This is a genomic window from Streptomyces xanthophaeus, from assembly GCF_000725805.1.
In the GTDB taxonomy this organism is placed as follows: domain Bacteria; phylum Actinomycetota; class Actinomycetes; order Streptomycetales; family Streptomycetaceae; genus Streptomyces; species Streptomyces xanthophaeus.
The window spans coordinates 301,031-327,331 of record NZ_KL647132.1 but is presented as its reverse complement, the minus strand read 5'-3'; the positions used below and the strand labels follow the sequence as shown (position 1 = coordinate 327,331).

Genomic DNA, 26,301 nt, shown 5'->3' with positions numbered 1-26,301 from the left:
AGAAATGCGTGAGGCACCATCAGTGACAACGATCACCCCGAACCAGGGGAACCAGTCCGCCACCGGAGCCGAGACCGGGCCCTCGCTTCGCGGGCGCCCCGCCGCGCCCGGTACGCTCACCGCCGTGCCCCACGCTGATCAGCCCAGAACCACCCAGAAGGACGCCCCGGCAACGCCGCCGGGAGCGCCGCGTCCCGCGTCCGTGCGACCGACCCCGCTTCCCGAGCTCGCGGCCCTGGTGGACCTCGAAGCCGCCGGGGAGCCGACAGGGCCGGTGATCACCGGGATCACGCACGACTCGCGCGCGGTCCGTCCCGGCGACCTGTACGCGGCCCTGCCCGGCGCCAAGCTGCACGGCGCCGACTTCGCCGCCCAGGCCGCGGCCAACGGCGCCGCGGCCGTGCTGACCGACCCCGCGGGCGCCGACCGCGCCGCCGCGACCGGACTGCCCGTGCTCGCCGTCGCCGACCCGCGCGGCCGGATGGGCGAACTCGCCGCCGCGATCTACGGGCGCCCCGGCGAGGGCCTCCTCCAGATCGGCATCACCGGAACCTCCGGCAAGACCACCACCGCGTACCTGGTCGAAGGCGGACTGCGCGCGGCCGGCCGCAGTACCGGGCTGATCGGCACCGTCGAGATGCGCATCGGCGACGAGCGCATCAAGTCCGAGCGCACCACCCCCGAGGCCACCGACCTCCAGGCCCTCTTCGCGGTCATGCGCGAACGCGGGGTCGAGGCCGTCGCCATGGAGGTGTCCAGCCACGCCCTGGTCCTCGGACGGGTCGACGGCTGCGTCTTCGACGTCGCCGTCTTCAACAACCTGAGCCCGGAACACATGGAGTTCCACACCGGCATGGAGGACTACTTCCAGGCCAAGGCGCAGCTGTTCACCGAGCGCCGCGCCCGCCTCGGCGTGGTCAACCTCGACGACGAGTACGGCCGCCGGCTCGCCAAGGAGGCGACGGTCCCGGTCGTCACCTTCTCCGCGGCCGGCGACCCGGCCGCCGACTGGCGCGCCGAGGACGTGGTCTTCGGGCACATGGACTCCACGCTGACCCTGCTGGGCCCGGACGGGCAGCGCATTTCGGCCACCGCCCCGCTGCCCGGCCCGTTCAACGTCGCCAACACCGTCGCCGCGATCGTGACGCTCGCCGCCGCCGGACTCGACCCGCAGACCGCCGCCGACGGCGTCGCCGCGGTCCCCGGGGTCCCCGGCCGGCTGGAGCGGGTGGACGCGGGACAGCCGTACCTGGCCGTCGTGGACTACGCCCACAAGACCGACGCCGTGGAATCGGTGCTGCGCGCGCTGCGCGAGGTCACCACCGGCAAGCTGCACATCGTGCTCGGCTGCGGCGGTGACCGCGACACCACCAAGCGCGCCCCGATGGGCGCCGCGGCCGCGCGGTTCGCCGACATCGCCGTGCTGACCTCCGACAACCCGCGCTCCGAGGACCCGCTCGCGATCCTCGCCGCGATGTTCGAAGGCGCCGTGTCCGTACCGCCCGCCGAGCGGGGCACCGTCCTCGTGGACGCCGACCGGGCGGCGGCCATCGCCGCGGCCGTCGCGCGCGCCGAGCCCGGTGACACCGTGCTGGTGGCGGGCAAGGGCCACGAGCAGGGCCAGGACACCGCGGGCGTCGTACGGCCCTTCGACGACCGCACGGTGCTCCGCGCCGCGATCGAACGACAGCAGCACCGACAGGCCGAGGTGAACCAGTGATCGACCTCTCCCTCGCCGAGATCGCCGACATCACCGGCGGGCGGCCCCACGACATACCGGATCCGTCGGTGCGGATCACCGGGCCGGTCGTCATCGACTCCCGCCAGGTGGAGGCCGGCAGCCTCTTCGCCGCCTTCGACGGCGAGCACGTCGACGGCCACGACTACGCGGTGCGCGCGGTCGAGGCGGGCGCCGCGGCCGTCCTCGCGGCCCGGCCGGTCGGCGTACCCGCCGTCGTCGTCCCCGACGTCGAGAAGGCGCTCGGCGCCCTCGCCCGGGCCGTCGTCCAGCGCCTGGGCACCGACGTGGTGGCCCTGACCGGTTCCGCCGGGAAGACCTCCACCAAGGACCTCATCGCGCAGGTGCTCCAGGCCCACGCTCCCACGGTGTGGACCCCGGGCTCCCTCAACAACGAGATCGGCCTGCCGCTCACGGCGCTGAAGGCCACGGCGGAAACCCGGCACCTGGTACTGGAGATGGGGGCCCGCGGAATCGGCCACATCGCGTACCTGACCGGCCTGACCCCGCCCCGCATCGGCCTCGTCCTCAACGTCGGGACCGCCCACATCGGCGAGTTCGGCGGCCGCGAACAGATCGCCCAGGCCAAGGGGGAACTGGTCGAGGCCCTGCCGGCCGAGGCCGAGGGCGGAGTCGCCGTCCTGAACGCCGACGACCCGCTGGTGCGCGCGATGTCCGGGCGCACGAAGGCCCGTACGGTCCTCTTCGGAGAGGCCGAGGACGCCGACGTACGGGCCACCGAGGTACGGATGGCGCCCGGGGGACAGCCCGCCTTCACACTCCACACACCCACCGGGTGCAGTGATGTGACCTTGCGGCTGTACGGTGAGCACCACGTGTCGAACGCGCTCGCCGCGGCCGCCGTCGCCCATGTCCTGGGCATGTCCGTATCGGAGATCGCCACCGCGCTCTCCGGGGCGGGCACCCTGTCCCGGTGGCGGATGGAGGTCACCGAGCGGGCGGACGGCGTGACGATCGTCAACGACGCCTACAACGCGAATCCCGAGTCCATGCGGGCCGCACTGCGCGCACTTGCCGCGATGGGCGGCTCCGCGAGGGCCAACGGGGGTCGTACGTGGGCGGTGCTCGGCCCCATGGCCGAGCTCGGTGACGCATCGTTGGCCGAGCACGACGCGGTGGGACGGCTTGCCGTCCGGCTCAACGTGAGCAAGCTCGTCGCAGTCGGGGGCAGGGAAGCGTCCTGGCTGCAACTGGGCGCATATAACGAGGGTTCGTGGGGTGAGGAGTCGGTGGTCGTGTCCGACGCGCAAGCGGCGGTCGACCTGTTGCGCAGTGAACTGCGCCCGGGTGACGTCGTGCTGGTGAAGGCTTCGAGGTCGATCGGTCTGGAGCGGGTCGCGCTTGCGTTGCTGGAGCGCGAGGGCGAGGTCGCCGACCGATGAGGCAGATCCTGTTCGCCGGAGTCATCGGACTCTTCCTCACGCTCGTCGGCACCCCGCTGCTGATCAAGCTGCTGGCCCGCAAGGGATACGGCCAGTTCATCCGCGACGACGGCCCCCGCGGCCACGCCGGGAAGAAGGGCACGCCCACCATGGGCGGCATCTCCTTCATCCTGGCGACGCTCATCGCGTACGCCCTGACGAAGGTCATCACCGGCAGCGAACCGACCTTCTCCGGCCTGCTCGTGCTGTTCCTGATGGCGGGCATGGGCCTGGTCGGCTACCTGGACGACTACATCAAGATCGTCAAGCGGCGGTCGCTGGGCCTGCGGGCCAAGGCCAAGATGTCCGGCCAGCTGATCGTCGGCATCGCCTTCGCGGTGCTCGCGCTCCAGTTCAAGGACTCGCGCGGACTGGCCCCGGCCTCCACCAAGCTGTCCTTCGTCACGGACTTCGGCTGGTCGATCGGCCCGGTGCTGTTCGTGGTCTGGGCGCTGTTCATGATCCTGGCCATGTCCAACGGCGTGAACCTGACCGACGGTCTGGACGGCCTGGCCACCGGCGCCGCGGTGATGGTCTTCGGTGCCTACACCTTCATCGGCGTGTGGCAGTACCAGGAGTCCTGCGTGAACGCGCAGGACCTGACCAACCCGGCCGCCTGCTTCGAGGTGCGCGACCCGCTGGACCTCGCGGTCGTCGCCTCCGCCCTGATGGGTGCCTGCTTCGGCTTCCTGTGGTGGAACACCTCGCCGGCCAAGATCTTCATGGGTGACACCGGTTCGCTGGCCCTCGGCGGCGCACTCGCCGGCCTGGCGATCTGCTCCCGCACCGAGTTCCTGATGGCGCTCCTCGGCGGCCTCTTCGTCCTCATCACCATGTCGGTCGTCATCCAGGTCGGCTCCTTCAAGATGACCGGCAAGCGGGTCTTCCGGATGGCTCCGCTCCAGCACCACTTCGAACTCAAGGGCTGGTCCGAAGTCCTCGTCGTGGTCCGGTTCTGGATCATCCAGGGCATGTGCGTGATCGTGGGTCTCGGTCTCTTCTACGCGGGATGGGCAGCGGACAAGTGACGTCCTGGCAGGGCAAGAACATCACCGTCGCCGGCCTCGGCGTGAGCGGCGTCAGCGCCGCCCGCGCCCTGGCCGGCCTCGGCGCTTCGGTGACCGTGGTCGACGGCGGCGACGGCGAGGGCCTGAGGGTCCGCGCCGACGAACTGGCCGGCCTGGGGATCTCCGTACGCCTCGGCGACGCGCAGACCCTGCCCGAGGGCACCGACCTGGTCGTGACCTCGCCCGGCTGGAAGCCCGACAGCCCGCTCTTCGCGGCCGCCGCGGCGGCGGGCGTCGAGGTGGTCGGGGACGTGGAGATCGCCTGGCAGCTGCGCGGCCTGACCTCCGGGCAGCCGGTCCCCTGGCTCGCGATCACCGGCACCAACGGAAAGACCACCACCACCCAGATGCTGGCGTCGATCCTCAAGGCCGCGGGCCTGCGGACCGCCGCCGTCGGCAACATCGGCACGCCGATCATCGACGTGGTGCTCGACGAGGGCGCGTACGACGTCCTCGCCGTCGAACTCTCCAGCTACCAGCTGCACTGGGCGCCCTCGCTGCGCGCCCACTCCGCGGCCGTGCTCAACCTGGCACCGGACCACCTCGACTGGCACGGCTCCATGGAGGAGTACGCCGCCGACAAGGGCCGGATCTACGAGGGCAACACCGTGGCCTGCGTCTACAACGTCGCCGACCCGGCCACCGAGAGGCTGGTCGAGGACGCCGACGTCGAAGAGGGCTGCCGGGCGATCGGCTTCACCCTCGGCGCCCCGGGCCCCTCCATGCTCGGCGTGGTCGACGGGATCCTCGTCGACCGGGCCTTCGTGGAGAACCGGCAGAAGAACGCCCAGGAGCTCGCGCAGGTCGAGGACGTCAACCCGCCCGCCCCGCACAACATCGCCAACGCGCTCGCCGCCGCGGCCCTGGCCCGCGCCTTCGGCGTGGAGCCGCGTGCGGTCCGCGACGGACTGCGCAACTTCCGCCCGGACGCGCACCGGGTCGCGCACGTGGACGAGGTGGACTCGGTCACGTACGTCGACGACTCCAAGGCCACCAACACGCACGCGGCCGAGGCCTCCCTGGCGGCCTTCGAACCGGTCGTCTGGATCGCGGGCGGCCTGGCCAAGGGAGCCACCTTCGACGAGCTCGTGCAGAAGTCGGCGAAGCGGCTGCGCGGCGTGGTGCTGATCGGCGCCGACCGGGCGCTGATCGCCGAGGCGCTGGCGCGACACGCCCCCGAGGTCCCGGTCGTCGACCTCGCCCGGACCGACACTGGGGCGATGCTCGCGGCGGTCCGGGAAGCGGCCCGGCTCGCCGAGCCCGGCGACACGGTCCTGCTGGCGCCTGCCTGTGCCTCGATGGACATGTTCGCGAACTACAACAAGCGCGGGGACGCATTCGCCGACGCGGTGCGCGAACTGGCCGCCGAGAGCGCTGCGGACGCGGCCAAGGCCTAGGGCTCCGGAACGGTTCCCTCCGGTCGGCTGCTCGCCTCGTACGAGTGGAGGGGAAGATCACAGATGCCGGCCAAGCAGATGCTGCCGGGGCGGCGGCCGTCCACGGTCAGGACGAGGGGCCGGCTCCGCCCGGCGGCGAACGCCAAGCGGCCCGCCGGGCGCGGGCCGCTGGCCCAGGTGCGGCGTACGCAGCAGCAGCTGCGCAAGGCCTGGGACCGCCCGCTCACGGCGTATTACCTGATCTTCGGCAGCTCGCTGCTCATCACCGTGCTCGGCCTCGTGATGGTCTACTCGGCCTCCATGATCAAGGCGCTCCAGCTCGGCCTCGGTGACGCGTACTTCTTCAAGAAGCAGTTCATCGCCGCCCTGATCGGCGCCGGACTGCTGCTGGCCGCCTCCCGGATGCCGGTCAAGCTGCACCGGGCGCTCTCCTACCCGGTGCTGGCGGGAACCCTCTTCCTGATGGTCCTGGTCCAGGTTCCCGGGATAGGGGTGTCGATCAACGGCAACCAGAACTGGATCTCCCTGGGCGGTCCGTTCATGCTCCAGCCGAGCGAGTTCGGCAAGCTGGCGCTGATCCTGTGGGGCGCCGACCTGCTGGCGCGCAAGGGCGACAAGGGGCTGCTGAGCCAGTGGAAGCACCTGCTGGTGCCGCTGGTCCCGGTGGCCTTCCTGCTGCTCGGACTGATCATGCTGGGCGGGGACATGGGCACCGCGATGATCCTCGGAGCCATCCTGTTCGGCCTCCTGTGGCTCGCCGGGGCGCCGACGCGGATGTTCGTCGGGGTGCTGGCGTTCGCGGGTGTGATCGTCGCACTGCTGATCAAGACCAGCCCGCACCGCATGGACCGGCTGGAGTGCCTCGGCGCGACCCAGCCGGGCAAGAACGACCTCTGCTGGCAGGCGGTGCACGGGATCTATGCCCTGGCTTCCGGCGGATGGTTCGGTTCCGGGCTGGGTGCCAGTGTGGAAAAATGGGGACAACTCCCCGAAGCCCACACCGACTTCATCTTCGCCATCACCGGCGAGGAACTGGGTCTGGCGGGGACACTGTCGGTGCTCGCCCTGTTCGCGGCCCTAGGCTATGCGGGTATCCGCGTGGCCGGACGCACGGAGGACTCCTTCGTACGGTTTGCCGCGGGAGGCGTGACCACCTGGATCACGGCGCAGGCCGTGATCAACATCGGTGCCGTGCTCGGCCTGCTGCCGATCGCCGGAGTCCCGCTCCCGCTGTTCTCCTACGGAGGGTCGGCCCTGCTGCCGACGATGTTCGCGGTCGGACTGCTCATCGCCTTCGCGCGGGAGGAGCCGGCGGCACGCGCGGCCCTCGCGATGCGGCAGCCGAAGACCGGCTGGAAGCGGACCGTGGTGAGATGGAAGTCGATGAGACGGCGCGTCAAGAAGCGTCCGTCCGGAGAGCGGTGAATTTCGGTGCATGTCGTACTCGCCGGTGGGGGGACCGCCGGCCACATCGAGCCGGCGCTCGCCCTCGCGGACGCCCTGCGCAGGCAGGACCCTTCAGTGGGCATCACCGCCCTGGGCACGGAGCGCGGACTCGAAACGCGCCTGGTGCCGGAACGCGGCTACGAACTGGGGCTGATCCCCGCCGTACCGCTGCCCCGCAAGCCCACGCCCGAGCTGATCACCGTCCCCGGGCGGCTGCGCGGCACGATCAAGGCCGCCGAGGAGATCCTGCTGCGCACCAAGGCCGACTGCGTCGTCGGCTTCGGCGGTTACGTGGCGCTGCCCGGCTACCTCGCGGCCAAGCGGCTCGGGGTGCCGATCATCGTCCACGAGGCCAACGCCCGGCCCGGACTGGCCAACAAGATCGGTTCCCGGTACGCGCACGCCGTCGCCGTCTCCACCCCCGACAGCAAGCTGCGCGGTGCCCGCTACGTGGGCATCCCGCTGCGGCGCTCCATCTCCACCCTCGACCGGGCCGCGGTCCGCCCCGAGGCGCGCGCCGCCTTCGGCCTGGACCCCAACCTGCCGACGCTGCTGGTCTCCGGCGGCTCGCAGGGCGCCCGGCGCCTCAACGAGACGATCCAGCAGATCGCGCCGACCCTCCAGCGCTCCGGGATCCAGATCCTGCACGCGGTGGGTCCGAAGAACGAACTGCCGCGTGTCGACAACATGCCCGGGATGCCGCCCTATGTCCCGGTACCGTACGTGGACCGGATGGATCTCGCGTACGCCGCCGCCGACATGATGCTGTGCCGTGCGGGTGCGATGACCGTCGCCGAACTGTCCGCCGTCGGGCTCCCCGCCGCCTACGTCCCGTTGCCGATCGGCAACGGCGAACAGCGGCTCAACGCCCAGCCGGTGGTCAAGGCCGGAGGCGGCCTGCTGGTGGACGACGCCGAACTGACGCCCGAGTGGGTGCTCAGCCAGATCGTTCCGGTGCTGTCCGACCCGCACCGTCTGTACGAGATGTCCCGCGCGGCAGGCGAGTTCGGCCGCCGGGACGCCGACGATCTGCTGGTCGGCATGGTGTACGAGGCGATCGCGGCCCACCAGAACCGCTGACGCGCAGAGCACGGACGCAGGAGGCACAGGAGTGGCCGGAGCGAAGACCGCACAGCGCGGGACCCCGTCCTCCGATCGGCCCGGCCGGTCGCCCTGGAGGGGCTCCGGCTCCTCCAAGCCTCCCAAGGTGCCCGGGAATCCCGGGAGATCCGGACCGCAGGGCCCCGGCGGACGCCTCCGCCGGGGCCCCGTGCTGGCCGCTCTCGCCGCCGTGGTGGTCCTCGCGGCGGGGGGCACCTGGACCCTCTACGGCTCCTCCTGGCTCCGCGTGGAGAAGGTCACGGCCACCGGCACCGAGGTGCTCACCCCCGAGCAGGTCCTGACCGCCGCGGCCGTCCCGGTCGGCGCACCCCTCGTGAGCGTCGACACGGACGAGATCGAGAGCCGGGTCCGCGGCCGGCTGCCCCGCATCGATTCGGTCGATGTGGTGCGGGCCTGGCCGCACGGAATCGGTCTGAAAGTGACGGAACGCAAACCCGTCCTGCTCATCAAAAAGGACGCCAAGTTCGTGGAAGTGGACGCTTCGGGTGTGCGATTCGACACGGTCGCGAAAGCACCCGCGGGCGTTCCGGTCCTCGAATTGAACGCGGGACGGTCCCCGAGCGCCCGCCGCTTCGACGAGGAGCGGCTGCTGCACGAGGCCGTCCAGGTCGCCGGCGGCCTCCCGGGGCCCATCTCCAAGGAGACCGTGCAGGTCAAGGTGGGTTCGTACGATTCAGTGGTCCTGGAGCTCACCGGAGGCCGGACCGTGATGTGGGGGAGCGGCGAACAGGGTGAGGCGAAGGGCCGCGCGCTGACCGCGCTCCTGAAGGCCGTGCCCAAGGCCGGTCACTTCGACGTGAGCGTCCCCACCGCCCCTGCGGTGTCCGGGAGTTGACGTCGAGTCGAACAGCGACGCACCCTGGTTGGCCAGCGATACGGGTGATCACATAGGGTGAAAAGAAAAACGGGAGGTTCGGCGTGTTCGTTGAACCCGCGCTACTTGTCGACTTAGTGTCCTGTTCGGAAGAGTCCAAGGAACAGACACACCCCTAACCCTAAACTTCAGGGTGAGGGTTCGGGTCGGCGCGTTCGGACCGTCCCTATTTCGGCATCAGTCGTCGCAACGCAGGCCCGCGAGGCGGCGACACGTAACTCGAGGCGAGAGGCCTTCGACGTGGCAGCACCGCAGAACTACCTCGCAGTCATCAAGGTCATCGGTGTCGGCGGCGGTGGTGTCAATGCCATCAACCGAATGATCGAGGTCGGTCTCAAGGGCGTCGAGTTCATCGCCATCAACACGGACGCCCAGGCGCTGTTGATGAGCGACGCCGACGTCAAGCTCGACGTCGGCCGGGAACTCACCCGCGGCCTCGGCGCCGGCGCCAACCCGGCGGTCGGTCGCAAGGCGGCAGAGGACCACCGCGAGGAGATCGAGGAGGTCCTCAAGGGGGCCGACATGGTCTTCGTGACCGCCGGCGAGGGCGGCGGCACCGGCACCGGCGGCGCACCCGTCGTCGCCAACATCGCGCGCTCGCTGGGCGCCCTGACGATCGGTGTGGTCACCCGGCCGTTCACCTTCGAGGGCCGGCGCCGCGCGAACCAGGCGGAGGACGGCATCGCCGAGCTCCGCGAAGAGGTCGACACCCTCATCGTCATCCCCAACGACCGGCTGCTGTCCATCTCGGACCGCCAGGTCAGCGTCCTCGACGCCTTCAAGTCGGCCGACCAGGTCCTGCTCTCGGGCGTCCAGGGCATCACCGACCTCATCACCACCCCGGGTCTGATCAACCTCGACTTCGCCGACGTCAAGTCCGTGATGTCCGAGGCCGGCTCGGCCCTGATGGGCATCGGCTCGGCCCGCGGCGACGACCGCGCGGTGGCCGCGGCCGAGATGGCGATCTCCTCGCCGCTGCTGGAGGCGTCCATCGACGGCGCCCGTGGCGTGCTGCTCTCCATCTCCGGTGGCTCGGACCTCGGTCTCTTCGAGATCAACGAGGCCGCGCAGCTGGTCAGCGAGGCCGCGCACCCCGAGGCGAACATCATCTTCGGCGCCGTCATCGACGACGCGCTCGGCGACGAGGTGCGGGTCACCGTCATCGCCGCCGGGTTCGACGGCGGACAGCCCCCGGCCCGCCGGGACAACGTCATCGGTGCCGCGTCCACCAAGCGCGAGGAGCCGGCCCCGGCTCCGGCCCGCGCCCCCGAGCCGGTCCGTCCGGCCTTCGGCGGGCTCGGCTCGGTCACCCCGCGCGAGGAGCCCCCGGCACCCGTCGAGGCGGCCCCGGCCGAGGCCCAGGCTCCCGCGCCGCAGGTCCCGACGGCCCGGCCGTACCAGGACAGCCCGGCCGAGGAACTGGATGTCCCGGACTTCTTGAAGTGACACCGGAGCAGCACCACGTGGGCGGCGCCCACTTCGCCTTCACCGACCGGTGGGGCGGAGTGAGCGCCGTTCCGTACGAAGAGCTCAACCTCGGCGGCGCGGTCGGAGACGACCCGGCCGCCGTTCTCGCGAACCGGGCGCTCGCCGCCCGGTCCCTGGGACTGGAGCCGGACCGGGTGGTCTGGATGAACCAGGTCCACGGCCGGGACGTCGCCTTGGTCGACGGACCCTGGGGCGCGCAGAGCGACATCCCCTGCGTGGACGCGGTGGTGACCGGCCGGCGGGGGCTCGCCCTCGCAGTGCTCACCGCCGACTGCACCCCGGTCCTGCTCGCGGACCCCGTCGCGGGGGTCGCGGGGGCCGCGCACGCCGGACGGCCGGGGCTGGTCGCCGGGGTGGTGCCCGAGGCGGTGGCGGCCATGGTCGCGCTGGGGGCCGAGCCGGGGCGGATCGTCGCCCGGACCGGACCCGCGGTCTGCGGACGCTGTTACGAAGTGCCCGCCGGGATGCGGGAGGCGGTGGCCGAGGCGGTACCGGCCGCCCGGGCCGAGACCAGCTGGGGGACACCGGCCGTGGACGTGGTCGCGGGAGTGCACGCGCAGCTCGCAGAGGCGGGGGTGGTGGACGTCCGCGGATCCGGGGTCTGCACACTGGAGTCGCGGGACCACTTCTCGTACCGCCGTGACCGGGTGACCGGGCGGCTTGCCGGATATGTCTGGTTGGACTGAGGAATGACGGATCGTAAGTCGGAGCTCGCGGAGAATCTCGCGCGGGTGGAGGAACGTATCTCGTCCGCCTGCGCCGCCGCGGGACGCAAGCGGGAAGAGGTGACGCTCATCGTGGTCACCAAGACCTACCCCGCGAGCGACGTACGACTGCTGGCGGACCTGGGTGTCCGTCATGTTGCGGAAAATCGTGACCAGGACGCCGCCCCCAAGGCCGCGGCCTGCGCGGATCTGCCTCTGAACTGGCACTTCGTCGGTCAGTTGCAGACGAACAAAGTCCGTTCCGTGGCGGGATACGCGCACGAGGTGCAGTCGGTCGACCGGCCCAAGCTCGTGACCGCCCTCTCGGCGGCCGCCGTGCAGAGCGGCCGGGAACTCGGCTGCCTCGTACAGATCGCGCTCGACGCCGAGTCGGGGGAGCGCGGAGCCCGCGGCGGCGCTGCGCCCGAGCAGCTCGCCGGGCTGGCGGAGCTCCTCGCGGAGGCGCCGGGACTGCGGATCGACGGGCTGATGACCGTCGCTCCGCTGGCCGGGACGTACGCGGGCCGCGAACGAGCGGCGTTCGAGCGGCTGGTGGAATTGTCATCCCGCCTGCGCGCGGACCATCCGGCTGCCACGATGGTGTCGGCCGGGATGAGCGCAGACCTGGAACAGGCCGTTGCGGCCGGTGCGACACATGTACGCGTCGGCACTGCGGTACTCGGCGCGAGACCCCGGCTCGGGTAACGTCGCGAAGAAAGTCGGACCACAGCAGAAAATATGGTCATTCCCGCTGATGGGCGGGCAGACCACGTGGATCGCGGGCAGTTGGTGACATTCGTGACACGGCGGCACCTGCGACAGGGCGATCCACCACAGAGCGGAGGACTCAGAGAATGGCCGGCGCGATGCGCAAGATGGCGGTCTACCTCGGCCTCGTGGAGGACGACCGGTACGACAGCCCCGGGTACGACCCCGACGACGAGTTCGAGCCCGAGCCGGAACCCGAGCGAGCCCGGGACCGGGACCGCCGCCAACAGCCGGTTCACCAAACGCCCGTAACGGACGAACCGGTACGAGCCGTCCAGCCCCCGGCGCAGAGGGAGCCCATCCCAATTCCGGTGGAAAACGGACGTCCTGCGCGAATCGCCCCCGTGGCATCCATCACACCTGACCGCACCAACCTGGAGAAGAACGCCCCCGTGATCATGCCCAAGGTCGTCTCCGAGCGGGAGCCGTACCGCATCACGACGCTGCACCCCCGGACCTACAACGAGGCCCGTACCATCGGGGAACACTTCCGTGAGGGCACTCCGGTGATCATGAATCTCACGGAGATGGACGACACGGATGCCAAGCGTCTCGTGGACTTCGCCGCCGGTCTTGTCTTCGGTCTGCACGGCAGCATTGAACGCGTGACACAGAAGGTGTTCCTGCTGTCGCCTGCTAACGTCGATGTCACGGCGGAGGACAAGGCCCGCATCGCGGAGGGCGGGTTCTTCAACCAAAGCTAGACCGATCCTTCAGATACGGGACCGGGAACAGAGCGAGAAACGGGGAGAGGGAAGCGCGGGATGGGTGTCGCACTACAGGTCGTCTACATCGCGCTGATGTGCTTCCTCATCGTGCTGATCTTCCGACTGGTCATGGACTACGTGTTCCAGTTCGCACGTTCATGGACGCCCGGCAAGGCGATGGTGGTCGTTCTGGAGGCCACCTACACTGTCACCGATCCACCGCTCAAGCTTCTCCGGCGGTTCATCCCGCCGTTGCGTCTCGGGGGCGTGGCACTCGACCTGTCCTTCTTCGTTCTGATGATCATCGTTTACATCCTCATCAGTTTCGTGAGCACCGCTGCGAGAAGCGTGTGAACGATGTGCTTCCCCGCAGGCGCGGGGACAGTCCCGATACGGTCTTGCCGACTGCCGACGACTACGTAGAGGTGAAGAAGACATGCCGCTGACCCCCGAGGACGTGCGGAACAAGCAGTTCACGACCGTCCGCCTCCGAGAAGGCTATGACGAGGACGAGGTCGATGCCTTCCTCGACGAGGTCGAGTCCGAGCTGACGCGCCTGCTGCGCGAGAACGAGGACCTGCGCGCGAAGCTGGCCGCCGCCACGCGTGCCGCCGCGCAGAACCAGCAGCAGCAGGGCATGCGCAAGCCGGAACCCCAGGACCAGCGCGGCCCCGGCGCCCCCGTGCCCGCGGCCATATCCGGCCCGCCGCAGCAGCAGAACCCGCAGATGGGCCCGCCCCAGCTGCCGGGTGGCGCGCCGCAGCTCCCGCCGGGCCCCGGCGGCCAGGGCCAGCAGGGCCCCGGCCCGATGGGCGGCCCCATGGGCGGCCCCATGCAGCAGCACCCCATGGGCGGCCCCCAGGGCATGGGCCAGCAGCAGCAGATGCAGCAGCAGTCGATGGGCGGCCAGAACCCGCTCGGCCAGCAGATGCAGCCCATGGGCCAGCAGATGCAGCAGATGGGCCAGCAGATGCAGCCCATGGGCCAGCAGATGCACCAGCAGCAGCCGCAGCTGCCCCAGCAGGGCCCCGGTGGCGACAGCGCCGCCCGCGTCCTGTCGCTGGCCCAGCAGACCGCCGACCAGGCGATCGCGGAGGCCCGTTCCGAGGCCAACAAGATCGTCGGCGAGGCCCGTTCGCGCGCCGAGGGCCTGGAGCGGGACGCCCGTGCCAAGGCCGACGCCCTGGAGCGGGACGCGCAGGAGAAGCACCGCGTCGCGATGGGCTCCCTGGAGTCCGCCCGCGCCACGCTGGAGCGCAAGGTCGAGGACCTGCGGGGCTTCGAGCGTGAGTACCGCACGCGCCTGAAGTCCTACCTGGAGTCGCAGCTGCGCCAGCTGGAGACCCAGGCCGACGACTCCCTGGCCCCGCCGCGCAACCCGGGTGCCCCCTCGCTGCCGCCGTCGCCGTCGCCCTCGATGGCTCCGGCCGGTGCGATGGGCCACTCCATGGGCGGTCCGTCGATGGGCGGCCCGTCCCCCATGGGCGGTCCCTCCCCGATGGGCGGAGCCCCGTCCTACGGCGGCCAGCAGCAGATGTCCCCGGCCATGACCCAGCCGATGGCTCCGGTCCGGCCGAACGCACCGCAGCCGATGCAGGCGCCGTCGCCGATGCGCGGCTTCCTGATCGACGAGGACGACAACTAGGCGTCGCCGCCGCAGCTGTCGGCAGCAGTCTCACGGGCCGGGCCCGGTTCCCCTTCGGGGGCACCGGGCCCGGCCCGTTCCCGTACCCGGACGCGGCGGCCCTGCCGGGGGGGGCTCCCGGGGGGCCCGCGTGCGGTGGCGCCGGGAGCGGGGCATAAGGTGCCCGGAGACGGGGGGCCGGTAGCGCAGAGGTCGTCGCGCCATTCTCCGCAGGAGGGAGGACGCCGGTTCGAATCCGGCCCGGCCCCACCTCCGTCCCGCAGATGCAGAACGGCGCCCTCCCCGACGGGGAGGGCGCCGCTGCGTCGGAGCCGTTACGCCTTGCGGAGGCGGAACGTCAGGGACAGGGCCTCGTCCGTGAACGGGTCGCCGTACGCGGCGTCCGCGTCACCGGCGGCGAAGTCCGTGGCCAGCACCTCGTCCGCGATCAGGGCGGCGTGGTCCGTCAGGGCCGTCACCACCTCGGGCGCCTCGGAGGTCCACCGCAGGGCGATCCGGTCCGCGACGTCCAGGCCGGAGTTCTTCCGGGCCTCCTGGATCATGCGGATCGCGTCACGGGCCAGGCCCGCCAGCCGCAGCTCCGGGGTGATCTCCAGGTCCAGGGCGACCGTCGCGCCGGAGTCGGAGGCCACCGACCAGCCCTCGCGCGGGGTCTCCGTGATGATGACCTCCTCGGGGGTGAGGTCCACCGGCTCGCCGTTCACCTCGACCGTGGCCGTGCCCGAGCGCAGTGCCAGGGACAGCGCCGCCGCGTCGGCCGCGGCCACCGCCTTCGCCACGTCCTGCACGCCCTTGCCGAAGCGCTTGCCCAGCGCACGGAAGTTGGCCTTCGCGGTGGTGTCCACCAGGGACCCGCCGACCTCCGACAGGGAGGCCAGGGAGGAGACGTTCAGCTCCTCCGTGATCTGCGACTGGAGCTCCGCGGACAGCGCGTCGAAGCCCACCGCGCCGACCAGGGCCCGGGAGAGCGGCTGGCGGGTCTTCACGCCCGACTCGGCGCGCGTGGCCCGGCCCAGCTCCACCAGGCGCCGGACCAGCTGCATCTGCTGGGAGAGCACCGGGTCCACCGCGGAGGCGTCCGCCTGCGGCCAGGCCGACAGGTGCACCGACTCCGGGGCGTCCGGGGTCACCGGGACGATCATGTCCTGCCAGACCCGCTCCGTGATGAAGGGGGTCAGCGGGGCCATCAGCCGGGTGACCGTCTCCACGACGTCGTGCAGCGTGCGCAGCGCTGCCGCGTCACCCTGCCAGAAGCGGCGGCGCGAACGGCGGACGTACCAGTTCGAGAGGTCGTCGACGAACGCGGACAGCAGCTTGCCGGCTCGCTGGGTGTCGTAGGCCTCCATCGCCTCCGTCACCTCGCCGACGAGGGCGTGGAGTTCGGACAGCAGCCACTTGTCGAGGACGGGGCGGTCGGCCGGTGCCGGGTCGGACGCGGAGGGCGCCCAGTTCGAGGTGCGGGCGTACAGCGCCTGGAAGGCGACCGTGTTCCAGTACGTCAGCAGCGTCTTGCGCACGACCTCCTGGATCGTGCCGTGGCCGACGCGCCGCGCCGCCCACGGGGAGCCGCCGGCCGCCATGAACCAGCGCACGGCGTCGGCGCCGTGCTGGTCCATCAGCGGGATCGGCTGGAGGATGTTGCCCAGGTGCTTGGACATCTTGCGGCCGTCCTCGGCGAGGATGTGGCCGAGGCAGACCACGTTCTCGTAGGAGGACTTGTCGAAGACGAGGGTGCCGACCGCCATCAGCGTGTAGAACCAGCCGCGGGTCTGGTCGATGGCCTCCGAGATGAACTGCGCCGGGTAGCGCTTCTCGAAGATCTCCTTGTTCTTGTACGGGTAGCCCCACTGCGCGAACGGCATCGAACCCGAGTCGTACCAGGCGTCGATGACCTCCGGCACGCGTACGGCCTCCAGCGAGCAGCCCTCGTGGGTGCAGGTGAAGGTGACCTCGTCGATGTACGGGCGGTGCGGGTCCAGCTGCGACTGGTCGGTGCCGGACAGCTCGGTCAGCTCCGCGCGGGAGCCGACGCAGGTGAGGTGGTTCTCCTCGCAGCGCCAGATGGGCAGCGGGGTGCCCCAGTAGCGGTTGCGGGACAGCGCCCAGTCGATGTTGTTGTTCAGCCAGTCGCCGAAGCGGCCCTGCTTGACGGAGTCCGGGAACCAGTTGGTCTTCTCGTTCTCCCGCAGCATCGCGTCCTTGACGGCGGTGGTGCGGATGTACCAGGACGGCTGCGCGTAGTAGAGCAGGGCCGTGTGGCAGCGCCAGCAGTGCGGGTAGCTGTGCTCGTAGGCGATGTGCTTGAAGAGCAGGCCGCGCGCGTCGAGATCGGCGGTCAGCTTCTCGTCGGCCTTCTTGAAGAAGACGCCGCCCACGAGCGGGACGTCCTCCTCGAAGGTTCCGTCGGGGCGGACCGGGTTCACGACCGGCAGACCGTACGCGCGGCAGACGGCGAGGTCGTCGGCGCCGAAGGCGGGGGACTGGTGGACCAGACCGGTGCCGTCCTCGGTCGTGACGTACTCGGCGTTCACGACGTAGTGGGCGGGCTCGGGGAACTCGACGAGGTCGAAGGGACGCTGGTAGGTCCAGCGCTCCATCTCCTTGCCGGTGAAGGACTCGCCGGTGGCCTCCCAGCCCTCGCCGAGGGCCTTCTCCAGCAGCGGCTGGGCGACGACCAGCTTCTCTTCGCCATTGGTGGCGACGACGTACGTCACCTCGGGGTGCGCGGCGACCGCGGTGTTGGACACCAGGGTCCAGGGGGTCGTCGTCCAGACGAGGAGGGCCGCCTGCCCGGCCAGCGGGCCGGAGGTCAGCGGGAAGCGGACGAAGACCGAGGGGTCGACGACCGTCTCGTAGCCCTGGGCCAGCTCGTGGTCGGAGAGACCGGTGCCGCAGCGCGGGCACCAGGGGGCGACCCGGTGGTCCTGGGTGAGCAGCCCCTTGTTGAAGATCTCCTTCAGGGACCACCACACGGACTCGACGTACTCGGGGTCCATGGTCCGGTACGCGTCGTCCAGGTCCACCCAGTAGCCCATGCGGGTGGTGAGCTCGGTGAACGCGTCGGTGTGGCGGGTCACGGACTCGCGGCACTTGGCGTTGAACTCGGCGATGCCGTACGCCTCGATGTCCTGCTTGCCGTTGAAGCCCAGCTCCTTCTCCACGGCGAGCTCCACGGGCAGGCCGTGGCAGTCCCAGCCGGCCTTGCGGGCCACGTGGTAGCCGCGCATGGTGCGGAAGCGGGGGAAGACGTCCTTGAAGACGCGGGCCTCGATGTGGTGCGCGCCGGGCATGCCGTTCGCGGTCGGCGGGCCCTCGTAGAAGACCCACTCGGGGCGGCCCTCGGACTGCTGCAGGGTCTTGTCGAAGGTCTTGCTCTCGCGCCAGAAGTCGAGAACGGCGTGTTCGAGGGCGGGCAGGTCGACCTGGGCGGGTACCGGGCGGTACTGCGGCGGTGTGGTCATGAGGCTGGACTCTTCCTCCGGCGGGTTTCTTCTCCGACCGGAGGGACGAGAGCGCTGACGGCTCCCGCGGTACCACCCTCCTTGGCCTCCGGACGGGTCCGGTGGCCCCCTCATTGGGGTGCGAAGCCGGTTCTACTGGCCCTGGGGGCGTTCTTCCGGCGGCTCCGGGGTGATCCTTCACATCGCGCTCGCCCCCGGGCTCTCACCGTCCCCGGGTCGCTCCTGGCTGCGTCCGACGCTACTCGTCCCCATCCATGCCTCTCGCTGGGCCCAGTGTACGGGCCGGGGGGCGCCCCGGCAGACCGGTTTACGGGGGCCCGTGGCGGGGCCGCTCCACCGGCGTGGCGGGGGTGCGGGACGGGCGCCGGAGTGACCCGAACAGCCCGACGCACCGGTACGGCTCCGGGCGGGGCCGGTGGGGCGGGTTACCGGGCCTCCGGATGGGCACAACGGATGCAGGTTGACCTCGATGGATGCGTGCCCCGTTGCCGCGGGGCCGGTGCCGACTTATCGTTCCGGCACGATTCGCGAGCAATGATCACAGTATGTGAAGGGGCCGCGGCCATGGTGGCGAAGAAGACCGCCGGGAGTACTGCCAGGACGGCTGCCTCCGGGGAAGTGCCGGCCGGGGAACCCGTGGCGAAGAAGGCCGCGGCGAAGAGGACCGTGAAGAAGGCCGTCGCGAAGAAGGCCGTGGAGAAGAAGACCGTGGCCGGCAGGGCGACCACCGTCGACAAGCGGAAGGCCACGGCCAAGGCGGCCGGAGCCGAGGGGGCGGCCGAGGCCGCGGAGAAGACGGGAGTCCGGAAAGTGGTTGCCAAGAAGAGCACCGGTACGGCGAGGAAGGCGGCCACGGCCGCCACCAGCGGGCTGCCCAAGACGCGCGCGACGGCCGCCACGGCGCCGGGCGAGCTCGCCGTACGGCCCGGGGAGGACCCCTGGACCCCGGCGGAGGTCGCGCAGGCCCGTACGGAGCTGGAGTCGGAGATCCTGCGGCTGCGCAACGAACTGGACGCCTCGGAGGCGGCCATCTCGGGCCTGATGCGGGACTCCGGGGACGGCGCGGGCGACGACCAGGCCGACACGGGCACCAAGAACATCACCCGGGAGTCCGAGCTGGCCCTGGCCGCGAACGCCACCTCGATGCTGGAGCAGACCGAGCGGGCCCTGGAACGGCTGGAGGCGGGCACGTACGGGCTGTGCGAGAACTGCGGCCAGCCCATCGGCAAGGCCAGGATGCAGGCCTTCCCGCGGGCCACCCTGTGCGTGGACTGCAAGCAGAAGCAGGAGCGGCGCCACTAGAGCCGCGGGAGCCGCGAGAGCGACTGGAGCCGCGGTAGCCGCTGGACCCGCGGTGCTGCGGCGGTCACCGTCGGTGGCCGCCGGGCGGCCGTGCGCACGGTCCGGACCCCAGTGCGGCTCCTGACGGGCGGTGTACGGGCGCCCTGACGTACCCTCGTGTCCGTCAGGGTCCAGGAACCTGGCAGGTCTGTGTCGTCGGCAACCTGGTTCGAGCTAGTTCGAGGGACTCACGTGGCAGAGGCGGAACGCATCATCGGTACGCCGGAGGTCGGGGACGACGCCCAGCCGGAGCCCGCCGAGCCCAAGGGGCACCGGCGGATCGTGGCGCTGCTCGTCGTGGCGCTGCTGGCGTACGTGCTCGACCTGGGCAGCAAGATGCTGGTCGTGGCGAAGCTGGAGCACCAGCCGCCGATCGAGATCATCGGGGACCTGCTGAGGTTCGAGGCGGTCCGCAACCCGGGCGCCGCGTTCGGTTTCGGCGAGGCCTTCACGATCATCTTCACCTGCATCGCCGCCTCGGTGATCGTCGTGATCGTCCGGCTCGCCCGCAAGCTCTACAGCCTGCCCTGGGCGATCGCGCTGGGCCTGCTGCTCGGCGGCGCGCTGGGCAACCTGACCGACCGGATCTTCCGCTCGCCGGGCGTGTTCCGGGGCGCGGTCGTCGACTTCATCGCGCCGTCCCACTTCGCCGTCTTCAACCTTGCCGACTCCGCGATCGTGTGCGGCGGCATCCTGATCGTGCTGCTCTCGTTCAAGGGTCTGGACCCGGACGGGACCGTCCACAAGGACTGAGCGCGGGGCCGCTGTCCTGTCGAGTCCTGCATACTCGACGGGTGAGTACGATTCCCGAGATCCGCACCCTGCCCGTTCCCGATGGCCTCGAGGGCGAGCGCGTCGACGCCGCCATCGCCCGTATGTTCGGATTTTCCCGGACGAAGGCGGCCGAACTCGCGGCCGCGGGGAAGGTGGCGGTCGACGGCAGCGTCGTCGGGAAGTCCGAGCGGGTGCACGGCGGTGCCTGGCTCGAAGTCGAGATGCCCGCGCCGCCGCGGCCGGTAGAGGTCGTCGCCGAGCCCGTCCCGGGCATGGAGATCGTCCATGACGACGACGACATCGTCGTCATCATGAAGCCGGTGGGCGTCGCCGCCCACCCGAGCCCCGGCTGGACCGGCACCACCGTCATCGGTGGCCTCGCCGCGGCCGGGTACCGCATCTCGACCTCCGGCGCGGCCGAGCGCCAGGGCATCGTGCACCGCCTCGACGTCGGCACGTCCGGCCTGATGGCCGTGGCCAAGTCGGAGCGGGCGTACACCTCGCTGAAGAACCAGTTCCGCGAGCGGGTCGTGGACAAGCGCTACCACGCGCTGGTGCAGGGGCACCCGGACCCGATGAGCGGCACGATCGACGCGCCGATCGGCCGCCACCCCAGCGCGGACTACAAGTGGGCGGTGACGCAGGACGGCAAGGCCTCCGTCACCCACTACGACCTGATCGAGGCCTTCCGCGCCGCCTCGCTGCTGGACATCAAGCTGGAGACGGGGCGTACGCACCAGATCCGCGTGCACATGGCCGCGCACCGCCACCCCTGCGTCGGCGACCTGACCTACGGCGCCGACCCGACGGTCGCCAAGCGCCTCGGGCTGACCCGTCAGTGGCTGCACGCCGTGCGGCTCGGCTTCGAGCACCCGTCCGACGGGCAGTGGGTGGAGTTCGAGAGCACCTACCCGGCGGACCTGCAGCACGCGCTGGACGTGATCCGGGCGGAGAGCGAGTGACCTCGCGGGCCGCCGCGCCGGTCGAGGTGCGGGTCGTCGCCTCCGAGGAGGACCTGAAGGCCTGCTTCGCGGTGCGGACCGAGGTGTTCGTGGTCGAGCAGTCCGTGCCGGAGTCGATCGAGTACGACGCGTACGACGCGGGCGCGGTGCACGTCCTGGCCGTGGGGCCGGACGGGGAGCCGCTGGGCACCGGACGGCTGCTTCACGGGGCCGTCGCGCTGGCCAAGACCGGGTCCGAGGGCGTCGGCTCGCTGGGCCGTCTCGCCGTCGCCCAGTCCGCGCGCGGACTGGGCGTGGGCGTGGCCCTGGTCCGCGCGATCGAGGCGGAGGCGGCCCGGCTGGGCCTCGCCGCGGTCGACCTGGGCGCGCAGACGCACGCGCTGGGCTTCTACGAGCGGCTCGGGTACGTGGCGTACGGCCCGGAGTTCCAGGACGCGGGCATCCCCCACCGCTCGATGCGACGCCTCCTGCCGTAGCCCTGCCGTAGCCCTGCGGTCTGCCGGGGGGCGGCCCCCGGATTCCCGCGCCGCGAAGGCCTGCGGGGCCGGGTGACCGCGGGGCTCCGCCCCGGACCCTCGCGCCGCGCACGCCGACGGCGCCGCAATCGCGTGGCTGGGCCGGGCCTTTGCGGTCCCGGCGGCGTTCGAGGCGCGGGCGCGGGGCGCCGCAGGGGTCCGGGCCGGGGCCCGACACGGCAGGTGCGGGCCGCTCACCGGCCGGGGCGAGCGCAGCGGCCTGGCAGGGTGGGGGAGTGGACCAGCTTGCTCTGCTGTTCGTGCTGTTGCTCGGGGCCGTGGTGACCGTGCCGCTCGGGGACCGGCTCGGGCTGCCCGCGCCGGTGCTCATGACCCTCGGCGGGGTGGGCCTCGCGCTGGTGCCGGCCGTCCCCAATGTCGACATCCCGCCCGAGTACATCCTGCCGCTGGTGCTGCCGCCGCTGCTCTACGCCTCCGTGCAGCGCACCTCCTGGCGCCAGTTCGCCGCCAACTTCCGGCCCATCCTGCTGCTGGCCGTGGCCCTGGTGTTCGTCACGACCGCCGCCGTCGCGGCCGTCGCGCACGCCGTGGTGCCCGGGCTGCCGATCGCCGCGGCCGTCGCGCTCGGCGCTCTCGTCGCCCCGCCCGACCCGGTCGCGGCCACCGCCGTCGCCGGTTCGCTCGGGCTGCCCCGCCGCATGGTGTCGATCCTGGAGGGCGAGGGGCTCTTCAACGACGTCACCGCCATCGTGCTCTACCATGTGGCGATCGCCGCCGCCGTCAGCGGCACCTTCTCCTGGCCCGACGCGCTCGGGGAGTTCGTCCTGTCCGCCGTCGTCGCGCTGGCCGTGGGCCTGGCCCTCGGCTGGGCCGCCAACCGGCTCATGGGCAGGCTCGGCGACGCCACGCTCCAGATCGGGCTGACGCTGCTGGTGCCGTTCGTGTCGTACGTGGTGGCGGAGGAGCTCCAGGGCTCCGGGGTGCTGGCCGTGCTGACGACCGCGCTCTTCCTGGCCGAGTACGCGAACGACGCCGACGACGTGCTGGGGCGGCTCGCCGGGCACACCTTCTGGGAAGTCGTCGACGTGCTCGTCACCGGCGTGGCGTTCGGGCTGATCGGGCTGGAGCTCCACAACGTGTTCGGCACCGCCCAGGGGCGCGCCTGGGAGATGGCCGGGTGGGCGGCGATCGTGATCGCGGTGGTGGTCGGCGTACGGCTGGTGTGGCTGCTGCCGGCCGGCTGGCTCGCCAAGAAGCTGCACAACCGGCGCGACTACGACGAGGAGATCCCGCTGAGCTGGCGGGAGAGCGTCGTCATGTGGTGGGCCGGGATGCGGGGGGTGGCCTCGGTGGCGCTGGCGCTGGCCATTCCCTTCCGGACCGACAGCGGGGAGCCCTTCCCGGCCCGGGACCAGATCGTCTTCATCGCCTTCGCCGTGATCATGGCGACGCTGGTGCTCCAGGGCCTGACCCTGCCGTGGCTCGTCCGGCGGCTGGGGGTGGAGGCCGACTCGGACGCGGAACGGGAGACCGAGCGGCAGCTGGCGATCCGCGCGGCGAAGGCGGCGAAGCGGCGGCTCAAGGAGATCGAGGAGGTGGAGGACCTGCCGGAGGACCTGGTGGAGACGCTGTACCGGCGCGCGTACGACGTGGGGGCCCGGATCAGCCCCGACATGGTGGACGAGGAGCGGCGGGAGGCGTACGCGCAGCGGGTGGAACGGATCCGGGACATCCAGCGGATCCAGCGCGAGATGATGTCGGCCGCCCGCCACGAGATCCTCGCCGCCCGCAGCGAGGCAGGATCCGACCCGGAGATCGTCGACCGGGTGCTGCGCCACCTCGACGTCCGCAGCCTGCGCAGCTAGCTGGCCGGCGGACTAGCTCGCCCGGCCCGCCAGGTCCGCAGGAAGCGGACGTAGGGGGACCAGCGGGCCGGACGGGCGACGGTGCCCCGTACGGGCGAGCTCGGCGCGGTCCAGCGAGTCCTCCAGGCAGGCGTCGTGCAGCGGGCGCCAGACCAGTGGCCAGGTGACACGGGGCAGGCCGCTCGTGGACATCGCGAGGTGCGCCGCAGCAGGGTGCGGTCCGCATCCACGGGCAGGACCGCGAACTCGTGGCCCAGGCCGTCGGCGCGCCCAGCGGCTCGGTGTACCACCGCTTCGCGGGGCGGCCGGCGCTGCTCGCCGAGGTGTGGCTGCGCACCGTGGAGGCGTTCCAGGAGGGGTACCTCGCCCTGGTCGAGGCCCCCTCCGAGCCCGGGGCGGCCGCCGGGGCGGCTGCCCGGCACGTGATCGCATGGAGCAGGGCCCACCCGCACGAGGCCGCGCTCCTGCTCTACGGCCGCGCCGACCGGTCCGAGGAGCCCCGGGAGCGCGCCGACCGGGGCAACGCCCGGGGCAACGCCCGGGTGCTCGGCGCGGTGGGCTCCCTCGCCGCGGTCCTCGGGGCGAACGGGCCCGAGGACCAGGAGCGCGTCGCCCTGGCCCTCGTCGACCTGCCGCTGGCCGTGGTCCGCCGCCACCTCCGGTCCGGGCGCGCGCTGCCGCCGTATGCGGAGGACCTGGCCGAGGAGTCCGCGGCAACGCTCCTGGCCGCGCTCGCACCCGACGCACCTGACGGTCCCCACGGCCCCTACGGCTGCGCTCCCGCCCGGGCTCAGACCGCGTAGCGGTCCGGCGCGAAGAGGTGGAGGTTCCCCGCGACCCAGTCCGAGGTGCGGCGCAGGCCCTCGGTGAGGGACACCTGGGGCTGCCAGCCGGCCCAGTCGCGGGCGCGGGAATTGTCCGACAGCAGCCGCTGCACCTCGCTCCCCGCCGGACGCAGCCGGGACGGGTCCACGACCACCTCGGCGTCCCGGCCCGAGGCCGTGATCAGGGCCTTCGCCAGGTCGCCGACGGAAATCTCCTCGCCCGTACCGAGGTTGACCACCTCGCCCAGGGCCCGGTCGCACTCCGCCACCGCGAGGAAGCCCTCCGCCGTGTCCGTCACGTACGTGAAGTCCCGCGTCGGCGTCACCGAGCCGAGGCGGATCTGCGCCGCGCCCGCGTGCAGCTGCGCCAGGATCGTGGGGACGACCGCGCGCGCCGACTGGCGGGGCCCGTAGGTGTTGAACGGCCGCACCACCGTCACCGGCAGCTCGAAGGCGTGGTGGAAGGAGAGCGCCATCATGTCCGCGCCGATCTTCGACGCCGAGTACGGGGACTGCGGCTGCAGGGGGTGGCTCTCGGCGATCGGGGCCGTCAGCGCCGTCCCGTACACCTCGCTGGTGGAGGTGTGCACCAGACGGCGCACACCGTGGCGGCGGCAGGCCTCCGCCACGTTCTGCGTGCCGGTCACGTTCGTCTGCACGTACGCACCCGGCGAGGCGTAGCTGTACGGGATCCCGATCAGCGCCGCCAGGTGGAAGACGGTGTCGCAGCCGGCCACCGCGTCGCTGACCCGGCCCGCGTCGCGGACGTCGCCCGCCCACATCTCGACCGGCCCGTCCGGGTCGGCCAGGTAGCGCGCCAGGTGGCCCTTCTCGGCGTACGGCTTGTAGTGCACGAAGGCGCGCACCCGGGCGCCGCGCGCCACCAGCAGGTCCACCAGCGTCGAGCCGATGAAGCCCTCGGCTCCGGTGACGAGGACGGTGCGGTCGGTCCAGGTGTTCACATGCGCTCCAGAAGGGGTGAGGGGACGAGGCCGGCGACGCGGAGGACCTCCGCGGCCAGCAGTTCGGCGGCCCGCGCGTGCGGGCCGGGGTCGGCGGCGCCCGCCATCGCCGCCAGCCGCGCCGGGTCGGCCAGCAGCGGGCCGACGAGCGAGGCGAGTCGTTCGGCGGTGGTCTCGGCGTCCGGCAGCAGCAGGCCGGCGCCCGCGTCGGACAGCACCCGGGCGTTGTGGGTCTGGTGGTCCCCCGGGGCGTGGGGGTACGGGACGAGCACCGCCGGGACGCCGGTCGCGGCGAGCTCCGCCACCGTCGCCGAGCCGGCCCGGCACACCACCAGGTCGGCGGCGGCGTAGACCAGGTCCATCCGGTCCAGGTACGGCACGGCCCGCGCGATCCGCCCGCCGCCCGAGGCCGCGAGCTCCCGCTCGGTGTCCGCCAGCGCCGCCGGACCCGTCTTGACCAGCAGCTGTACGTCGTCCCTGCCCTGCCAGAGCCCGGCCAGCGCGGCCGCCGCCCCGGTCAGGCGCAGGGCGCCCAGGCTGCCGCCGTTGAACACCACCAGGCGCCGCCCGGGCGGTACCCGCAGCGCCCGCCGGGCCTCGGCGCGCAGCGCCGCCCGGTCCGGTCCGGGCAGGCCCGCGAGCCCGGCGAGGGCCGCCGAGATCGGCATCCCGGTGGTCAGCGCCCGCGCCCCGCCCGTCAGATGGGCGCGGCTGCGGTCGAAGGCCACCGCGACGTGCGGGGTGAGCCGGGCCGCGAACTGGTTCGCGCGGCCGGGCACCGCGTTGGACTCGTGGATCACCGCGGGCAGCCCGGCGAGGCGGGCACCGAGCACGGCGGGCGCGCTCGGGTAGCCGCCCATGCCGACGACGGCGTGCGCGCCCTGGGCCCGGATCACGGAACGGGCCTGGTGCGCCGAACGCAGCAGCGCGGCGGGCAGCAGGTACCGCTTCGCGCCCAGCGCCGGGTCGAAGGGGATCATGTCGACGGTGTGCAGGCGGTAGCCCGCACCGGGTATCAGCTCGGTCTCCAGGCCCCGTTCGGTCCCGATGAACGAGACCACGGCGCCGGGGACGGCCTCCCGCAGCGCCTCGGCGAGGGCGAGTCCCGGATAGATGTGGCCACCGGTGCCGCCCGCCCCGATCACCACGGAGAGCGGCGTCCCGGATGTGTGTCGTGTGGTCATGGCCGCACACTCCCGGTGTGCCCTAAGAAGGTTCTAAGAGGTTCTCTCAGACGG

23 protein-coding genes and 1 tRNA gene are annotated in these 26,301 nt (G+C 71.9%); 20 read left to right on the top strand and 4 right to left on the bottom strand.

Features of this window, described 5'->3' with window-relative positions; all coding sequences use genetic code 11:
* Nucleotides 1-22: 22 nt before the first annotated feature.
* The 14 genes from IO30_RS0130855 (at nt 23) to IO30_RS0130790 (ending at nt 14,646) form a co-directional block, all read left to right on the top strand.
* A complete protein-coding gene (locus IO30_RS0130855) occupies nt 23-1,720 on the top strand; it encodes a UDP-N-acetylmuramoyl-L-alanyl-D-glutamate--2,6-diaminopimelate ligase (protein ID WP_031148417.1) in 1,698 nt (565 codons plus the stop codon).
* Complete coding sequence (locus IO30_RS0130850) at nt 1,717-3,141, top strand: UDP-N-acetylmuramoyl-tripeptide--D-alanyl-D-alanine ligase (protein ID WP_031148416.1); 1,425 nt, start codon at nt 1,717-1,719, stop codon at nt 3,139-3,141. The genes IO30_RS0130855 and IO30_RS0130850 overlap by 4 nt, the downstream gene beginning before the upstream one ends.
* Nucleotides 3,138-4,208: a phospho-N-acetylmuramoyl-pentapeptide-transferase gene (mraY, locus tag IO30_RS0130845; protein ID WP_031148415.1), complete on the top strand. Its 1,071-nt coding sequence runs from the start codon at nt 3,138-3,140 to the stop codon at nt 4,206-4,208. The genes IO30_RS0130850 and mraY overlap by 4 nt, the downstream gene beginning before the upstream one ends.
* Nucleotides 4,190-5,644: a UDP-N-acetylmuramoyl-L-alanine--D-glutamate ligase gene (gene murD, locus IO30_RS0130840; RefSeq protein WP_031148413.1), complete on the top strand. Its 1,455-nt coding sequence runs from the start codon at nt 4,190-4,192 to the stop codon at nt 5,642-5,644. Before mraY ends, murD begins: the two co-directional genes overlap by 19 nt.
* 63 nt (nt 5,645-5,707) lie before the next feature.
* Complete coding sequence (gene ftsW / locus IO30_RS0130835) at nt 5,708-7,069, top strand: putative lipid II flippase FtsW (RefSeq protein ID WP_031148412.1); 1,362 nt, start codon at nt 5,708-5,710, stop codon at nt 7,067-7,069.
* A gap of 6 nt (nt 7,070-7,075) precedes the next feature.
* On the top strand, nt 7,076-8,170 hold the full coding sequence (gene murG / locus IO30_RS0130830; protein ID WP_031148410.1) for an undecaprenyldiphospho-muramoylpentapeptide beta-N-acetylglucosaminyltransferase: 1,095 nt from the start codon (nt 7,076-7,078) through the stop codon (nt 8,168-8,170).
* A gap of 31 nt (nt 8,171-8,201) precedes the next feature.
* The gene (locus IO30_RS0130825; RefSeq protein WP_031148409.1) at nt 8,202-9,047 is read left to right on the top strand and encodes a cell division protein FtsQ/DivIB; all 846 of its coding nucleotides are present in this window, start codon (nt 8,202-8,204) and stop codon (nt 9,045-9,047) included.
* A gap of 279 nt (nt 9,048-9,326) precedes the next feature.
* Nucleotides 9,327-10,532 carry a cell division protein FtsZ gene (gene ftsZ, locus IO30_RS0130820; RefSeq protein ID WP_031148407.1) on the top strand — a complete coding sequence of 402 codons (1,206 nt, stop codon included), beginning with the start codon at nt 9,327-9,329 and terminating at the stop codon, nt 10,530-10,532.
* Entirely contained in the window at nt 10,529-11,260 is a 732-nt protein-coding gene (gene pgeF / locus IO30_RS0130815; RefSeq protein ID WP_031148406.1) for a peptidoglycan editing factor PgeF, read from the top strand. Before ftsZ ends, pgeF begins: the two co-directional genes overlap by 4 nt.
* A 3-nt stretch (nt 11,261-11,263) precedes the next feature.
* Nucleotides 11,264-11,983 (top strand): YggS family pyridoxal phosphate-dependent enzyme, encoded by a 720-nt coding sequence (locus tag IO30_RS0130810; protein ID WP_031148404.1) that lies wholly within the window; start codon nt 11,264-11,266, stop codon nt 11,981-11,983.
* Between the two features lie 149 nt (nt 11,984-12,132).
* Nucleotides 12,133-12,750: a cell division protein SepF gene (locus tag IO30_RS0130805; RefSeq protein ID WP_031148402.1), complete on the top strand. Its 618-nt coding sequence runs from the start codon at nt 12,133-12,135 to the stop codon at nt 12,748-12,750.
* Between the two features lie 60 nt (nt 12,751-12,810).
* Entirely contained in the window at nt 12,811-13,107 is a 297-nt protein-coding gene (locus tag IO30_RS0130800; protein ID WP_030155988.1) for a YggT family protein, read from the top strand.
* 82 nt (nt 13,108-13,189) lie between these two features.
* Nucleotides 13,190-14,398, top strand: coding sequence for a DivIVA domain-containing protein (locus IO30_RS0130795; RefSeq protein ID WP_031148399.1), 1,209 nt, complete (start codon nt 13,190-13,192; stop codon nt 14,396-14,398).
* A 174-nt stretch (nt 14,399-14,572) separates the two neighbouring features.
* Nucleotides 14,573-14,646: transfer RNA gene (locus IO30_RS0130790), tRNA-OTHER, on the top strand.
* A gap of 66 nt (nt 14,647-14,712) precedes the next feature.
* Here IO30_RS0130790 and ileS read toward each other — a convergent pair.
* Nucleotides 14,713-17,859 carry an isoleucine--tRNA ligase gene (gene ileS / locus IO30_RS0130785; protein ID WP_031148397.1) on the bottom strand — a complete coding sequence of 1,049 codons (3,147 nt, stop codon included), beginning with the start codon at nt 17,857-17,859 and terminating at the stop codon, nt 14,713-14,715.
* Nucleotides 17,860-18,423: 564 nt separating this feature from the next.
* On the opposite strand from ileS, the gene IO30_RS0130780 reads away from it, so the two are divergent.
* The 5 genes from IO30_RS0130780 (at nt 18,424) to IO30_RS0130760 (ending at nt 23,277) form a co-directional block, all read left to right on the top strand.
* The gene (locus IO30_RS0130780; RefSeq protein ID WP_031148395.1) at nt 18,424-19,161 is read left to right on the top strand and encodes a TraR/DksA family transcriptional regulator; all 738 of its coding nucleotides are present in this window, start codon (nt 18,424-18,426) and stop codon (nt 19,159-19,161) included.
* Between the two features lie 231 nt (nt 19,162-19,392).
* Nucleotides 19,393-19,953 carry a signal peptidase II gene (lspA, locus tag IO30_RS0130775; RefSeq protein ID WP_031148393.1) on the top strand — a complete coding sequence of 187 codons (561 nt, stop codon included), beginning with the start codon at nt 19,393-19,395 and terminating at the stop codon, nt 19,951-19,953.
* A gap of 41 nt (nt 19,954-19,994) precedes the next feature.
* Nucleotides 19,995-20,936 (top strand): RluA family pseudouridine synthase, encoded by a 942-nt coding sequence (locus IO30_RS0130770; RefSeq protein WP_031148391.1) that lies wholly within the window; start codon nt 19,995-19,997, stop codon nt 20,934-20,936.
* On the top strand, nt 20,933-21,412 hold the full coding sequence (locus tag IO30_RS0130765; RefSeq protein ID WP_037895690.1) for a GNAT family N-acetyltransferase: 480 nt from the start codon (nt 20,933-20,935) through the stop codon (nt 21,410-21,412). Before IO30_RS0130770 ends, IO30_RS0130765 begins: the two co-directional genes overlap by 4 nt.
* A gap of 275 nt (nt 21,413-21,687) precedes the next feature.
* On the top strand, nt 21,688-23,277 hold the full coding sequence (locus tag IO30_RS0130760) for a Na+/H+ antiporter (protein ID WP_031148387.1): 1,590 nt from the start codon (nt 21,688-21,690) through the stop codon (nt 23,275-23,277).
* A gap of 12 nt (nt 23,278-23,289) precedes the next feature.
* Here IO30_RS0130760 and IO30_RS46150 read toward each other — a convergent pair whose 3' ends face one another.
* Entirely contained in the window at nt 23,290-23,469 is a 180-nt protein-coding gene (locus IO30_RS46150) for a hypothetical protein (RefSeq protein ID WP_167347293.1), read from the bottom strand.
* A 56-nt stretch (nt 23,470-23,525) separates the two neighbouring features.
* Between IO30_RS46150 and IO30_RS0130755 the strand changes: the two genes are divergently transcribed.
* Nucleotides 23,526-24,080 carry a TetR/AcrR family transcriptional regulator gene (locus IO30_RS0130755; RefSeq protein WP_063768476.1) on the top strand — a complete coding sequence of 185 codons (555 nt, stop codon included), beginning with the start codon at nt 23,526-23,528 and terminating at the stop codon, nt 24,078-24,080.
* On the opposite strand, the gene IO30_RS0130750 is transcribed toward IO30_RS0130755, so the two are convergent.
* Together IO30_RS0130750 and IO30_RS0130745 are read right to left on the bottom strand one after the other, a co-directional pair.
* A complete protein-coding gene (locus IO30_RS0130750; protein WP_031148383.1) occupies nt 24,068-25,063 on the bottom strand; it encodes an SDR family NAD(P)-dependent oxidoreductase in 996 nt (331 codons plus the stop codon). The two genes, IO30_RS0130755 and IO30_RS0130750, sit on opposite strands and share 13 nt — an antisense overlap.
* Entirely contained in the window at nt 25,060-26,247 is a 1,188-nt protein-coding gene (locus IO30_RS0130745) for a UDP-N-acetylglucosamine--N-acetylmuramyl-(pentapeptide) pyrophosphoryl-undecaprenol N-acetylglucosamine transferase (RefSeq protein WP_031148381.1), read from the bottom strand. Before IO30_RS0130745 ends, IO30_RS0130750 begins: the two co-directional genes overlap by 4 nt.
* Nucleotides 26,248-26,301: the final 54 nt, after the last annotated feature.